Origin of the sequence: Pseudomonas fuscovaginae SE-1, from assembly GCF_000364705.1 — a bacterium.
GTDB classification, from domain to species: Bacteria; Pseudomonadota; Gammaproteobacteria; order Pseudomonadales; family Pseudomonadaceae; genus Aquipseudomonas; species Aquipseudomonas fuscovaginae_A.
The window spans coordinates 1-12,881 of record NZ_AQOH01000234.1 but is presented as its reverse complement, the minus strand read 5'-3'; the positions used below and the strand labels follow the sequence as shown (position 1 = coordinate 12,881).

Annotated in this window: 14 protein-coding genes and 2 pseudogenes; 4 read left to right on the top strand and 12 right to left on the bottom strand. The window is 62.0% G+C overall.

The window, feature by feature from the left end; translation table 11 throughout:
- Positions 1-217 precede the first annotated feature (217 nt).
- Positions 218-1,240, bottom strand: coding sequence for a transporter (locus K675_RS0120080; RefSeq protein ID WP_017905271.1), 1,023 nt, complete (start codon positions 1,238-1,240; stop codon positions 218-220).
- Between the two features lie 315 nt (positions 1,241-1,555).
- Here K675_RS0120080 and K675_RS0120075 point away from each other — a divergent pair, with 315 nt between their 5' ends.
- The gene (locus K675_RS0120075; RefSeq protein WP_017905270.1) at positions 1,556-1,996 is read left to right on the top strand and encodes a hypothetical protein; all 441 of its coding nucleotides are present in this window, start codon (positions 1,556-1,558) and stop codon (positions 1,994-1,996) included.
- 70 nt (positions 1,997-2,066) lie between these two features.
- Here the strand turns inward: K675_RS0120075 and K675_RS0120070 are convergent, their stop codons facing one another.
- The 3 genes from K675_RS0120070 to K675_RS0120060 all read right to left on the bottom strand — a co-directional run bounded on the left by K675_RS0120070 (position 2,067) and on the right by K675_RS0120060 (position 4,018).
- Positions 2,067-2,375 (bottom strand): PepSY domain-containing protein, encoded by a 309-nt coding sequence (locus K675_RS0120070; protein ID WP_017905269.1) that lies wholly within the window; start codon positions 2,373-2,375, stop codon positions 2,067-2,069.
- Between the two features lie 302 nt (positions 2,376-2,677).
- Entirely contained in the window at positions 2,678-2,878 is a 201-nt protein-coding gene (locus K675_RS0120065; RefSeq protein WP_017905268.1) for a hypothetical protein, read from the bottom strand.
- The gene (locus K675_RS0120060) at positions 2,879-4,018 is read right to left on the bottom strand and encodes a glycerophosphodiester phosphodiesterase (RefSeq protein WP_017905267.1); all 1,140 of its coding nucleotides are present in this window, start codon (positions 4,016-4,018) and stop codon (positions 2,879-2,881) included.
- A gap of 227 nt (positions 4,019-4,245) precedes the next feature.
- Here K675_RS0120060 and K675_RS0120055 point away from each other — a divergent pair, with 227 nt between their 5' ends.
- A complete protein-coding gene (locus K675_RS0120055) occupies positions 4,246-4,572 on the top strand; it encodes a DUF2025 family protein (RefSeq protein WP_017905266.1) in 327 nt (108 codons plus the stop codon).
- Positions 4,573-4,590: 18 nt separating this feature from the next.
- On the opposite strand, the gene K675_RS0120050 is transcribed toward K675_RS0120055, so the two are convergent.
- From K675_RS0120050 to K675_RS0120030, 6 genes and pseudogenes are all read right to left on the bottom strand, one after another.
- Positions 4,591-4,914: an antibiotic biosynthesis monooxygenase family protein gene (locus K675_RS0120050; protein WP_017905265.1), complete on the bottom strand. Its 324-nt coding sequence runs from the start codon at positions 4,912-4,914 to the stop codon at positions 4,591-4,593.
- Entirely contained in the window at positions 4,911-5,621 is a 711-nt protein-coding gene (locus K675_RS0120045; RefSeq protein ID WP_017905264.1) for a CTP synthase C-terminal region-related (seleno)protein, read from the bottom strand. The genes K675_RS0120050 and K675_RS0120045 overlap by 4 nt, the downstream gene beginning before the upstream one ends.
- A gap of 167 nt (positions 5,622-5,788) precedes the next feature.
- A pseudogene (locus K675_RS34225) lies at positions 5,789-6,223 on the bottom strand (methyl-accepting chemotaxis protein); the annotation flags it as partial.
- A gap of 114 nt (positions 6,224-6,337) precedes the next feature.
- Positions 6,338-7,105, bottom strand: a pseudogene (locus K675_RS34220) (PAS domain-containing protein); the annotation flags it as partial.
- A gap of 177 nt (positions 7,106-7,282) precedes the next feature.
- The gene (locus K675_RS0120035; protein WP_017905262.1) at positions 7,283-8,365 is read right to left on the bottom strand and encodes a diguanylate cyclase; all 1,083 of its coding nucleotides are present in this window, start codon (positions 8,363-8,365) and stop codon (positions 7,283-7,285) included.
- 134 nt (positions 8,366-8,499) lie between these two features.
- Positions 8,500-9,150: a TetR/AcrR family transcriptional regulator gene (locus K675_RS0120030; protein WP_017905261.1), complete on the bottom strand. Its 651-nt coding sequence runs from the start codon at positions 9,148-9,150 to the stop codon at positions 8,500-8,502.
- 202 nt (positions 9,151-9,352) lie between these two features.
- On the opposite strand from K675_RS0120030, the gene K675_RS0120025 reads away from it, so the two are divergent.
- Together K675_RS0120025 and K675_RS0120020 are read left to right on the top strand one after the other, a co-directional pair.
- Entirely contained in the window at positions 9,353-10,402 is a 1,050-nt protein-coding gene (locus tag K675_RS0120025; protein ID WP_017905260.1) for an MBL fold metallo-hydrolase, read from the top strand.
- Positions 10,403-10,631: 229 nt separating this feature from the next.
- Entirely contained in the window at positions 10,632-12,221 is a 1,590-nt protein-coding gene (locus K675_RS0120020; protein ID WP_232434454.1) for an amidase family protein, read from the top strand.
- A 14-nt stretch (positions 12,222-12,235) separates the two neighbouring features.
- Here K675_RS0120020 and K675_RS0120015 read toward each other — a convergent pair whose 3' ends face one another.
- Positions 12,236-12,565, bottom strand: coding sequence for a helix-turn-helix domain-containing protein (locus tag K675_RS0120015; RefSeq protein ID WP_017905258.1), 330 nt, complete (start codon positions 12,563-12,565; stop codon positions 12,236-12,238).
- A 247-nt stretch (positions 12,566-12,812) separates the two neighbouring features.
- Positions 12,813-12,881: hypothetical protein (locus K675_RS33720; RefSeq protein ID WP_232434455.1), on the bottom strand; the 69-nt coding region annotated here is incomplete at its 5' end.

Genomic DNA, 12,881 nt, shown 5'->3' with positions numbered 1-12,881 from the left:
GCTGCTGGCTGCTGGCTGCTGGCTGCTGGCTGCTGGCTGCTGGCGGTGGTAGCTGTGGCGAGCGGGCTTGCCCGCGCTCGGCTGCAAGGCAGCCGCAACATCGGCAATCTCATGCTGTCAGGCGCACAGCGTCAACTGACCTTGGGGCCGCGTTGCGGCCCAGCGCGGGCAAGCCCGCTCGCCACAGAAACAGCCATTACCGGGTTACATCGTCGTTCTAGTAATCCTGGCGCTTGCGGAACGCCCAGCGCCCGGCCAGCAGGGTAAAGGTCGCCACCAGGGCCACCAGGATCCAGAACCCTTCCGGGTCGCCGGCCAGTGGAATACCGCCGACGTTCATGCCGAAGAAACCGGCGATGATGTTGATCGGCAGGGCCAGCACCGTGACCACTGTCAGGGTGAACAGGCTGCGGTTGGTCTGTTCGTTGACGGTGGCGGCGATCTCTTCCTGCAGCAGCTTGATCCGTTCGCCCAGGGCCTCGAGGTCGCTGAGGATCAGCGAGAATTCCTCGGTCGACTTGCGCAGTTCCTTGACGTCTTCCTTCTGCAGCCATTGCGGCGGTCGGTTGAGCAGTCGCAGCAGCGAGCCCGGTTCGAGGGCCAGCAGCCGTTGCAGGCGCACCAGCACCCGACGCATGGCGCCCAGTTCCGCGCGATTGTTGGTCACGCGCTGGGCGAGCAACTGGTCCTCGATCTGGTCGACGCTGAGGGTGGTCTTGCGCACGATCTGGGTCAGCACTTCGCCCTGGTCGCGCAACAGGTGCACCAGCAGCTCCAGCGGCGAGCGGAAGCGTTCGCCGGCCTTGACCGAGGAGCGCAGCTTGTCGACCGAATGCAGGGGTTGCAGCCGGGCGCTGATCAGCAGCTTGCTGCGCGCGCAGACCCAGAGTGTTGAGACATCGGAGGAGGTCAGGCTGCCGAGGTTGAACACCACGTCGTTGACCACCGCCAGCAAGGCGTTGTCGACGTGTTCGATACGGGTCGAGCGCGAGCCCTCGTGCAGGGCTTCGAAGAACTCGTCGGGCAGTGACAGATGGGTTTTCATCCAGCGTTCGCAGGCCGCGTGGGCGAGGTTCAGGTGCAGCCAGAGAAACTCTTCATGGTCCCCGGGCTGTTGCAGAGACCGCAGGGCGGTGGCGGAATCGATTTCCTCGCCGCGCTCGCCGGCGCGAAAGCGGAAACCGTAAAGCAGGCCGAACAGGTCCGGATCGCGGTGACTTTGGTCAAGGCTGTGGTTCATGGAGGCTCGCTGAAATGAAGCGCCTGAAACATTCTTTTACAGGTTCGCTTGTGCGGCATCATCTCAAGGCCTTTTGACAGTTTTGTTACGGGTTGAAGTGCGCAGTCGCGGCCTGTGGCTGATGGTTGAGCCAGTGCCAACCGGTATGGCCTGTCGGGGCGACTGGACGATGTCACGGCCAGGGTCGAGGCCTGACCGGCGGCCTGCCGGGGTGATTATGTATCGGGATGCTGACCAACGGGATACAGGATAGGTCTCAAACCGACCAACCTTGTGTCGATGATGGGATATCACCACCTCAGTAGGATATTTCCCATGGTCAGCATCACCTCGGTCAGTATTACTCCAAGCCTGTCCACCAGCACCGCCACCAAGGCGGCCAGCGGCGACGAGAGCACGACGACCGGTACTGTCGCCGCCAGCACCAGCGATACCACCAGGGCCAATGGTTCCCAGGCGGCTGGCCGTGGCGCGGCGGCTGGCAGCGACAGTTCCAGTTCGGAGTCCGATACCGTCAAGGAACTGCGCAAGCAACTGGCCGAACTGCAGAAGCAGTTGCAGGAACAGGAGCAGCAATTGCAGAAGGCCCAGGCCAGCAACGACAGCGAGGAAGCCAAGGCGACGGCCGTGGCGACCGCCGCCGCCCAGGTGGCGACGACTTCCGCCTCGATCCAGACCGTCACCGCGGCCCTGACCCAGGCGCTGCAGGCGTCCGGCGGCAGCACCTCGGGCGGTACCGTCAACACCACGGCCTGATTGGTGGGGAAAACGAACGAGCCGCGGCTTTCTCGTGGAAGGCGCGGCCCGCGGTTTCAGCGGCGGGGGATCAGTTGTCGCGCTTTTCCTGCAGGATGGCGGCGTTCTTGGCGTCGAGTTTGACTTCCCATTTCACGCCATCGGCAGCCTTGAGTTCGACTTCGTACACATACCCACCGTTCGCGGCATGGTCCAGTTCGGTGTCGGTGATGGTCGCACCGGGATACTTGGCCAGGGCCGCCTGGTTGAGCTTGTCGAAGTCGGCGATAGTGCCGGATTTCAGCAGGCCGGGAATATGATCGGGACGGACATCGGCCGAGGCGACGCCAGCGGCGAGCATCAGGGTGGAGGCGGTCAGCAGGGTCGTCAGGGTTTTCATCTGGGGGATTCCTTGTCTGGATGATTTCAGTGAGGTCAGCCTAAGTGTTGCGACTTAATTCAGCCTTAAATTGAACTCGTAATGCCTGACTGATCATTGCGTCGTTTGTTCAATCGCCGTTCGGACACGGCTTGCATGCTGGACGCTTCGTGAAGAGGACTGTCCCCATGAAGTGTGTGTCGAGCAGGTCGCATGCGCCGGTTTTCCGGGGGCGCGCTGGCGCTGGTCAAGCGGCCCGGGTGTCTGCCGCTGTTGTTCCTGCTGGCGCTCGGCGTGTCGTTTCCGGCCGAGTGTTGGCTGCCCTACGAGCCCGTCCGTGAGGTGATCGCCGGCGGGACATTGTCCATGGCCTGGTCATCGAGGCCGAGGGTGACCGGCGCCCCGGGCGCCAGGATCACCAGGTGGGCGTAGTGGGCATGAGGCGCGGTCGGCCCCAGCTCACCATGGATCAGGGCGCCGTCACGGCCCAGCCAGAGGACGCCGCTCCATTCGCTGCCCTTCACTCAGTAACCGTTGGCCTCGAGGATTTGCGGCACGGTTTTCGGCGAGGCGCGCTTGAAGTACTTGAGCAGCTCGGAGGCGCGGTTGGTGAAGATGCCGTCGACACCACTGTCCATCACCTTTTTGAAATCCACCGGTTCGTCGACGGTATAGACATGGACCAGCAGGCCCTTGTCGTGAGTCAACTGGTTCATCCATGGCTTGACCAGGTCCGAATAGCTCTGGTCGCCGCCGTGTGTGAGCTCGGCCGACGGGCCGGTACCGATGGCGCCGTTGGCCTTGGCGAAGTCGACCCACTTGATGAACTCGGCTTTGTCCTTCGGTTCCTGCCTGGCGTAGTAGGCGGCCTTGGTCTTCTCGCCGGAGTCGGCGAAGCTGACGTTCGACTTGGGTTCGATGCTGCCTTCGCCGACCCATAGCAGGAGGATCTTCGGTGTGTTCGGCATTTCCTTCTGCAGCAGTTCCAGGCTGCTCTTCTCGAAGGTTTGCAGGATCACCCGGCCGGCGCCCTGGCCGACCTGCGGTTTATCCTTGGAACCGGTCTTTTCGACGCTGAGCAGGCCGCGTTCCTGCAGCTTGTTCTTCAGGTCATGCTCGATACCGGGAAACTGCTTGGGTTCCTTGGTCTCGATGTACAGGCCCGGACGGTGCTCGGGGTTGGCCTGGGCGATGTCGATGATCTGGTCCAGGCTGAGAATTTTAAGGCCGGCATAGGACGGCCGCGCGCGCTCGGGGTAGGCCTTGTTGAACCAGCTGCCGGCGTCGAGGGTCTGCAGTTCGGCCCAGGTGAACTCGTTGGCCGGGCTGTCCTTGCGCTCGGGGAACTTGCTGGCGACGTCGGTGGTGCGCGACAGGTTGTTGTCGTGCAGGGCGAAGATCACCCCGTCCTTGCTGCGCTGCAGGTCCATTTCCAGATAGTCGGCGCCGAGATCGCGGGCCAGGGTGTAGGAGGCCGCGGTGGATTCGGGAGCATCGTAGGACGCACCACGGTGGGCGATCACCGCCGGGTGGGGAATCCCGGCCTTGGCTGCGAGTTCGGCCGGGGTGCTGCCGGCCTGTGCCGTGTCCAGCCCCATGGCCAGCAACAGGCTCATGAGCAGAGCGCTTTTCTTGAAGGTGGCGGCGCTGAAGGTGACAGGCATTGCGAATTCCTTTCGTGCGAAGTGAAGGTCCTCCTTTTAACAACTGAATGCTTCAAGTGCTATCGCGAAATGAATGCAGACCCTGCCTGTGTCGTTTTTTCGACACAATCCGGACGGATTTTGCAGTAGGCTTTAGCCGCAGTTTCCCCGGCAGAGGGAAACGCGCCGCCTACCTTGTGTGTAAACCATCGACCCATGGGCCTTCGGGCTCTCCAGTGAGGTTTACCATGCGCATCACTTCCGAACTCATCTGCCAGGCCGCCGACCAGCTCAAGGGCTTCGTGGGCCTGAATCGCAAGACCGGCCAGTACATCGTGCGTTTCAGCGAGGATTCATTCGGCATGGACGTGGCCGCCGACGGCATCATCCCGGCCAGCGAATTCGTCTGGCTGCCGGCCGGCCAGGAGGCCATGTGCCTGGCCCGGGAGCGGATCCAGTTGCTGCTGGATCAGAACATCGATCAGCGGATCAACATCACCGAGCCATTGCGGGTGTACATGCAACGGGTGGACATCCCACAGATCGCCGCATTGCGCCGGGTCGTAGCGGGCTGATACCACCCGGCGATCGGCTCAGCGATCGAAACGATAGGTGCGCTCGACCTTGCAGACACGTGTCTGGCACGTTTCGTACCAGGTCGAGCGGCCGCGTTCGCGGATTTCACTGTGCTCGGCATGTTGCTTCCAGGCAAGGATGGTCGTTTCGTCGCGCCAGTACGAAACGGTGATGCCCAGGCCGTCATCTCCACGGGCCGACTCGACACCCAGAAAGCCCGGCTGCTCGCGGGCCAGGTCGAGCATGCGCTGGGCCGCTTCGGCGTATCCCTGGTCGCCGGCGGTGCGCAGGGAGGTGAAAATCACCGCGTAATAGGGCGGCTGGGGGGTGCTGGCAATCATGTTCGTTCTCCGACGCAGGCGCTCAGGAAGGCGCTGACCAGCGGCGGTACGACGCCTTGCAGGGCGGCCCGTTCCGGCTGGAACAACGTCGCGACGAAAAACGGATGGTTTCTGAGTTCGACGGCACGCAGGTCACCCAGGCCGTCGTGGCCGGCGGCTTGCAGTTCACCGTCGAGCAGGGCCGCTTTAAAGGCCGGGTTGATGCCGTAGCGGCAGTGGTAACCCTCGTGGGTTCGCTGGCTGGCATAGGCCCTGGCGATACGCGAGCCTTCGACCAGGCGGATGCCGTCACTGGTTTCCACCAGGGAACAGCTCAGCGGCGAGATCACCGCGCGCGACGAGTCCGCAGCCTCCTCGCCGTGCTGCGCATCGTTCCAGCCGAGCACGTGCCGGGCATATTCGAGAATTGCGTACTGGAAGCCGGCACAGGTGCCGAGATAGGGGTGCCGCTGCTCGCGAGCATGGCGGATGGCGAGCAAGGCGCCATCAAGGCTGCGATAGGGACTGGCGGGAACGCACCAGATGCCGTCGAAGCCCGCGAGATCGTCCGCGGTCTCGATGCTGTCGGTCGCCACCCAGTGGGCCTGTACCTGCAGGCCGGTGGCCTGGGCAGCCAGTTGCAGGGCTGCCGGAATGGCCTTGTGGGCCGTCACTTGCGGGTCGTGATCGCCGACCAGGGCAATCTTCAGGGCAGGGCGCAGATCCATGGGGCTCCTCCGGCTTGTCGGTCTTTGCGCCGGACTATAGAGCTGCACGTTTGCAAGCAAAATAGGCATTTGCTCAAGTGAACAATGCCGCAGTGCAATCAAGCGGGTGCACGCCCTCCAGGACGCCGGCTGACGCCCTGGAGGGTCAAGACTGCCCCAGTGTCGGCTCAGTGTCCCCTGTCGTTGGCGAACATGCTGACCGCCTGTACGGCATTGCTCGCCCCGTCGCGGATCTGCAGGATCACCGTACCGGCTTCGTCCGCCAGGCCGACGCCCTTGGACGCCCGGTCGCGGGTGCCGTTCATGCTTTGGATGGCCTGCTGGGTTTCGTTCTGGATCATGCCGATCATGCTGGATATTTCGGCGGTGGAGCCGCTGGTGCGCGCCGCGAGCAGGCGAACCTCATCGGCCACCACGGCAAAGCCGCGGCCCTGCTCGCCGGCCCGGGCCGCTTCGATGGCGGCGTTGAGGGCCAGCAGGTTGGTCTGGTCGGCGATTCCGCGAATGGTGTTGACGATGGTGGTGATCTGCTCCGAACGCTCGCCCAGCTTGGCGATCAGGTTGGAGGAGTCTTCGATGTTCGAGGCGATCTCGCGCATTTCCGTGGCAGCCTGCTGGATCACTTCAGTGCCTTGCTCGGCGACCTTACGGGTCTCCACCGAGATGTGATAGGCCTGGCTCGCGCTCATGGCATCCTGGGCATGTTTCTCTTCCCGCCGGGTCACGTCCGAGGCGAACTTGACCACCTTGCACAGGTTGCCGCTGGCGTCGTAGACCGGGTTATAGCTGGCCTCGAGCCAGACGCTTTGGCCGCGCCTGGTCACGCGTTCGAACTGACCGCTGAAGAACTCGCCCTGGTTCAGGCGACGCCAGAAGTCCTGGTAGCCGCTGTCGCTGGTGGTGGCCGCAGTGCAGAAGATCCGATGGTGCTTGCCCTGGATTTCGGCCTGGCTGTAGCCCATCAGGTCGAGGAAATTCTGGTTGGCGCGGATCACCGTACCGTCGGGGTTGAACTCGATGGCGGCCATGGCCCGGTCGATCGCCTGCAACTTGCCGTTGGTTTCGCTTTCCTGCTGGATCTTGGCGGTGACGTCCATGGCGTACTTGACGATTTTCACCGCCTTGCCATCCTCGTCACGAATCGGGTTGTAGCTGGCCTCCAGCCAGACGCTCCGGCCATCGGCCGCGACCCGCTCGAAAGTGCCGGACTCGAACTGGCCGGCCTTGAGGCGTGACCACAGTTGGCTGTATTCGGCACTGCGGGCATAAGCCGGCGAGCAGAACATGCGATGGGGCTGGCCGAGCACCTGCTCCTGGCGATAGCCCATGGTCTTGAGGAAATTGTCGTTGGCGCGCAGGACAGTACCGTTGAGGTCGAACTCGATGACGGCCATGGAACGGTCGATGGCGGCGAGGAGGTGGGCCTGTTGGTCGATGGTTTGTTGCAGGTCGTGCAGGGCTTTCTTATGGGCTGCAAAAAACATGGCATGAGAACTCGGAGAGAGGGGAGATCTATCCCTTTCCAGGCCCGGTAGACCCTGGCAGGGGCGGACCGGAGGCCAGCGTTCCATGGATGGCACTTTGCCTTGTAATCTTATACAAAATAGACTGGCCTTGTACAAGAATCTGCCGTGTGGTTCTTTGCCGCCGTCAAGTGGTGCTCAGGCGGAGCTGGCCAGGTACTCATCCGAGGCGTCGGCGTTTTCGTCGCTGATGCTGTTGATCTTGTTGCGCCCGGTATTCTTGGCAATGTACAGGGCCTTGTCGGCTTCGTTCAGCCAGGCACCGGCGTCCTTGAAGTTCGCCCGGAAGGGGGCCAGGCCGATGCTCAGTGTGACCCGCAGTTCCGGTATTTCCTCGCTGCGGAAGTTGCCGAAGACCTGGCGCAGCCGCTCCATGATTTCGCTGGCCTGCTCCAGCGACAGGCCAGGCAGGATCACGCAGAACTCGTCACCGCCATAGCGGCCGGCCAGATCGTGTTCGCGCAGGTTGGCCTTCAGATCACGACTCAACTGGCGCAGCACACTGTCGCCGATCAGATGGCCGTAACTGTCGTTGATGGTCTTGAAGTGGTCGATGTCGATCAGTGCGATCGCCGCCTGGCATTGCGTCTGCCGGCATTTGTGAAACTTGATCTGCAACAGGTCCTTCCAGGTGCCGTGATTGAGCAACCCGGTCAGGCTGTCGGTCCGGCTCAAGGCGCTCAATGCACGCTTGTGGTCGGCGAGCTTGATCGCCACCTGGAAACTGCCCATGCCGATGACCATCGGGTAGAGGACCAGCACCGGCAGGCAGGCGTAGATCTGTACCTGGGTGGTCACCCCGTTGAACGCGGGGGTAAAGATCAGCCAGGAGACCAGGATCCCCAGCAACTGCGCGACGAAGCCCCTGAGCATCAGCCGCGGGCCACCGGCGGCGACGTTGTGCATGGTCATCAGCGCGAGCATGTTGACGGTGACGAGGGGATTGAACTGGATGGTCGCGGCCCAGAAGCCGCCCATCAGTGAGTCGATCAGGATGTTGCGCCGCTCCGCCCGATATGGATAGTGGGAGCGGCGGGCGACCCGGTACGCCACATGCGGCCAGATCAAGGCGTTGACTGCCAGCAGGACCCAGATCCAGATTGGCATCGACAACGGGACGAGTGCGGCAATGATGCTGAAGCAGCCGATGCCGACGCCTACCATGCGGGGCAAGTAGATGCGTCGGGCAAACGACTGCCCTTTGCCTCGATGGATTTCCATAGGTCTCTGCGTCACTTATTTCTTTATCTGAACACAGGCAATGTGTTCGGCACGGAACCGCTATTCGTCGGATAAGCAGGATGAATATTGTCGGCGATTCCGTAAAGAATAATCAGTGTCCTTCCAAGCCATTTCTAGGGTTTGGCAGGCGATTTGGCAGGCAGTGTCATTTCATTGACTACTTCGTAGCCGGAAAGAAACAAATCCAGCGCCGATTCTATGACACGTGTCTGTGCAGCTGCATCCAGTGGTGGCTGGCCGAGGGAGATCTGGGGCCAGAAGGCGAAGGCCTTGAGCAGGCCATAGATCTGGTGAGCGGCGAACTCGGGATCGACCGACTTGAATGTTCCATCGGCCTGGGCGTCGCGGATCCACTGTTTGAAGCCTTCCTCCTGGCTGGCCAAGCGCGAGACCATGTCCTGGGCACGCTCGGGCGCATGGATGGTGGCCGCGATCGCCACCCGGGCGAGGTCGAGAAAGTTGCTATCGTTGAACAGGCGCATCTTGCGCATGAGCAACTCGCGCAACTGCTCGCGCAGGGGGCGTTGCGGGTGATAGGTCATGTCCACCTGCGCGGCACTGCTGGCCCACAGACGATGGAGGATTTCGGCGAACAGGTCCTCCTTGCTCTGGAAGTGGTTATATACCGTACGCTTGGAGACCTCGGCCTTGGCCGCGATCCGGTCCATGCTGGTCACTTCGAAACCGTCGGCGCGGAAGGCCGCGATGGCCGCCTGGATGATGGCTTCGCGTTTACGGTCGGTGAGGCGCAGGGGAGCGGTCATGGGGCAGGTTTCGGCAGGTTAATAAAAGTTACACTCGGCAGTTTACTTGGCGAGTGCTTTGGCGCAAGCTAGAAACTACACTGTGTAGTGTAGTTGTTTTCTGCAACATCGTCCGGTCAAGGTTTGCCTGTGGCGAGCCATGATCTTTCAGTACCTGAACGGAACGTGGGAACTCCTTCGGGTTCCTGGGAGTCGCCCTGTCATGAGCAGTCGTTCGCGCACCCTCGACAAGCCTTCGTCCTTGAAAGAGCAGGGCGCTTTTCGCAACCTGGCGCCTACCCCCCATGGCGGCCTGGGCAAGACCTTGGGCATCTTCTGGAGGATGACCTTCCAGAAACCGCGCAATACCCGGCCCGCGGGCAGCGTACCGGTGCAATCGCTGAGTCGTGAGCAGCTGCTGGCGGCTCCCGACTTCAGTGTGTTTCGTCTTGGCCACTCGACCCTGCTGCTCAAGCTGCACGGCAAGTTCTGGCTGACCGACCCGGTGTTTTCCGAACGGGCATCGCCCGTGCAATGGGCCGGACCGAAGCGTTTCCATCAGCCGCCCATCAGCCTGGAAGAACTGCCGCCCATCGAGGCGGTGATTCTTTCCCACAATCACTACGACCACCTTGATCATCAGGCGGTGTTGGCGCTGGCAGCCAAGACCCAGCACTTCCTGGCCCCGTTGGGTGTTGGCGACCTGCTGGTCAAATGGGGGATTGCCCCGCAGAAGGTGCAGCAGTTGGACTGGTGGGAAGAGACGGTCGTCGATGGCATCCGCTTCGCCGCCACACCGTCGCAGCATTTCTCCGGAAGGACACTGTTCGACAACAACCAGACTCTCTGGGCCTCTTGGGTGATGATTGCCGGTGACGTGCGGATCTTCTTCAGTGGCGACAGCGGTTACTTCGATGGTTTCAAGCAGATCGGCGAGCACTATGGGCCGTTCGATCTGACGCTGATGGAAACCGGTGCCTACAACGTCGATTGGCCTCATGTGCACATGCAACCGGAGCAGAGCCTGCAGGCGCATCTGGACCTTCGGGGGCGTTGGTTGTTGCCGATCCATAACGGCACCTTCGACCTGTCGTTCCATGCCTGGTACGAACCCTTCGAGCGGATCCTGGCGCTGGCCTGGGACAACAACGTATCCATCACCACCCCGGCCATTGGCGAAGCCTTCAACCTGATGCAGCCCCACCGCGGGCGTGCCTGGTGGCTGGAAGTTGAACAGGTGGAGACGGTCGATACGCCCATCAGCGCCCGCTAGAGGCCGGCTGCGCTCGCCTGTTAGCTGGTTTGTAAAGCCGGGGTGTTCCGTGATCGGTCGTGGCCCGTCACTGGCAGCTCGGCAGTGTCGTTTCATGCCTTACCGTATCTGATGATTTTTCCATCAGTTCCAGGCGATTGAGTCGCGCTCCAGCTACTGCCACCACTCATTAGTATGCCCGGCGCCGGTGAAATGGATCGCCGGCGTCTGGTTTATCAGGACATGATCAATGAGTGGAACCCTTACGAAACATGTGATGGCGCTGACTTGCGCGGTCTTGCTGGATAGCCTTTCCCTGGCTGCGTTCGCCGAGCCGGTGAAGGATGCCGGCATGCCGGGGGACATCGTGGCCAGTAGGGCTGAAAACAAGGCACTGGCCGAGATGGTGTATGCCAGTACCGGGGAGTTGGCGACGGCGTTGGCCGAAGGGCGCTTCACCTCGCTGGAACTGGTGGGCTATCTCGTTTCCCGGGCGGTCGACCTGGATGCGTTCGGGCCGGCGCTCAATGCCGTGATCGAGTTCAACCCCGATGCGCTGACGATTGCCCGGGCGATGGATGAGGAACGCAAGGCGGGAAGGGGCCGCGGCCCGCTGCATGGTATCCCGGTGTTGCTCAAGGACAATATTCACACGGCCGACCAGATGCGGACGGCAGCCGGTTCCCAGGCCATGGTGGACGCTGCGGCGCCGGAGGATGCATTCATCGTGCAGCGGCTTCGCGAGCAGGGTGCCATTATCCTGGGCAAGACCAACATGAGCGAATGGGCGAATTTCCGCGGTGACGGCCTGCCCGATGGCTGGAGCGGTCGGGGCGGGCAGACGAGAAACCCTCATGCGCTGGACGGGGATGTCTGTGGCTCCAGTTCGGGCTCTGCGGTTGCGATAGCGGCAGGGTACGCTCCCTTGTCGTTGGGTACCGATACCTTCGGTTCGGTGATTTGCCCGGCCTCGAAAAATGGTGTGGTGGGTATGCGGCCCACGGTGGGGCTACTGAGTCGTCACGGCATCATCCCGGCCTCGCGTGAGTTGGACACCGCGGGGCCGATCACTCGCACGGTGAAGGATACGGCCTTGCTCCTCAACGCCCTGGCGGCTCTCGATCCGCGGGATCCGGCCACGGCACAGGTGCCGGTCGTTCAGGACTACACGCAGAAGTTGAAAGCCGATGCACTGCAAGGAAAGACCATCGGCTATCCCAGCCGCTTCAAGCCGGGCAGCCAGGACCTGGACGAACATCCGCAATTCGCCCGGGCCCTTGACGTCCTGCGCCATGGCGGTGCTGAACTGGTTGCGGTCGACCTGAAGTCCACCGACTGGAGCGATAGCGATGGCACTCGCATATCGCGGCTGTTCGACATGACGATCAAGCGTGTACTGCCTGACTATCTGGCCCAACGCCCGGGTTTGCAGGTGGCAACCTTGCAGGAACTGGTCGATTACAACGACAGGCTTCCCGGTGAAGGGGCGCACAACCAGGCCCTGCTCAAGCGGGCTAATGCCCTGGTCTTCAACGAGGCCGAATACCAGAAACTCTCGGACGAACTGCGTGATGAAGCCCGGCTCAACATGGATCGCGTACTGACGGACAACCGACTGGATGCGTTCCTGGGCGACCCGCACCCTGATGCGGTGCTGGAACTGGGAACAGCAGTGTTTGCCGGTTATCCGGCTGTAACCGTACCTTCAGGCATGGACACCGATGGGTTGCCCACTGCGCTGAGCTTCTTCGGTGCCCGTTGGAGCGACGCCGAACTGCTGGCGATCGCCTACGGCTATGAGCAGGCCTCTGGTGCCCTGCGGAGCCCGGACTTCAGATAGCACCGAGCTGGCGATTACTCGATCAGTTGGTAATCCTGTCGTTCGATCGGGTTGGGCGTGGTCCCCCGGATGTTCATCCCGCGTCCGGGGGCGAAGCCAGGGAAAAACACCAGGCCTTCGGCCTCGAAACGAAAGGCCAGGGCCAACCGGGTGACATCCCGCAGGACACCCCCTCTCTCGAAGCGGCACACGGCGTCGACCGAGACACCAGACTCCTCGCTCAGCCGCTCGCGACTCCAGCCCAGCATCACGCGGGCCTGCTTGCAATGCAGCGGGGTGAATTGATGCAGGACCATGCGTTCAACGGTAGTACTCATCACATGACTGGCAGCTTGGCTGGACATGGCGCTCTCCAGGATCGATCGGTTAACTTGGATACTGTGTTTTTGTACAGTTGTTTTCGATCTGGAGCAAAGGATTTTTCGGCAATCCGACTATCGGTCGCCGACTGGCACCGAGGAGGCGTTGTGCCTGGTCGGGAGGTTTTGGGTGAGGTACAGGGCCTACCCGCGAACAGGCCGTCAGCGACCCATAAAAAAGCCCTGAACAGGTCAGGGCTTCTTGCATCGCGATCCATGCGGGCCGGACGAATCAGTCCCAGCTCAGTGCGCCACCGGTCTGGTACTCGATCACGCGGGTCTCGAAGAAGTTCTTTTCCTT

Bases quoted from the DNA above. Each gene is read 5' to 3' on its own strand.
- K675_RS0120080 (WP_017905271.1), bottom strand. From the start codon at position 1,240: ATGAACCACAGCCTTGACCAAAGTCACCGCGATCCGGACCTGTTCGGC.
- K675_RS0120075 (WP_017905270.1), top strand. From the start codon at position 1,556: ATGGTCAGCATCACCTCGGTCAGTATTACTCCAAGCCTGTCCACCAGC.
- K675_RS0120070 (WP_017905269.1), bottom strand. From the start codon at position 2,375: ATGAAAACCCTGACGACCCTGCTGACCGCCTCCACCCTGATGCTCGCC.
- K675_RS0120060 (WP_017905267.1), bottom strand. From the start codon at position 4,018: ATGCCTGTCACCTTCAGCGCCGCCACCTTCAAGAAAAGCGCTCTGCTC.
- K675_RS0120055 (WP_017905266.1), top strand. From the start codon at position 4,246: ATGCGCATCACTTCCGAACTCATCTGCCAGGCCGCCGACCAGCTCAAG.
- K675_RS0120050 (WP_017905265.1), bottom strand. From the start codon at position 4,914: ATGATTGCCAGCACCCCCCAGCCGCCCTATTACGCGGTGATTTTCACC.
- K675_RS0120045 (WP_017905264.1), bottom strand. From the start codon at position 5,621: ATGGATCTGCGCCCTGCCCTGAAGATTGCCCTGGTCGGCGATCACGAC.
- K675_RS0120035 (WP_017905262.1), bottom strand. From the start codon at position 8,365: ATGGAAATCCATCGAGGCAAAGGGCAGTCGTTTGCCCGACGCATCTAC.
- K675_RS0120030 (WP_017905261.1), bottom strand. From the start codon at position 9,150: ATGACCGCTCCCCTGCGCCTCACCGACCGTAAACGCGAAGCCATCATC.
- K675_RS0120025 (WP_017905260.1), top strand. From the start codon at position 9,353: ATGAGCAGTCGTTCGCGCACCCTCGACAAGCCTTCGTCCTTGAAAGAG.
- K675_RS0120020 (WP_232434454.1), top strand. From the start codon at position 10,632: ATGAGTGGAACCCTTACGAAACATGTGATGGCGCTGACTTGCGCGGTC.
- K675_RS0120015 (WP_017905258.1), bottom strand. From the start codon at position 12,565: ATGTCCAGCCAAGCTGCCAGTCATGTGATGAGTACTACCGTTGAACGC.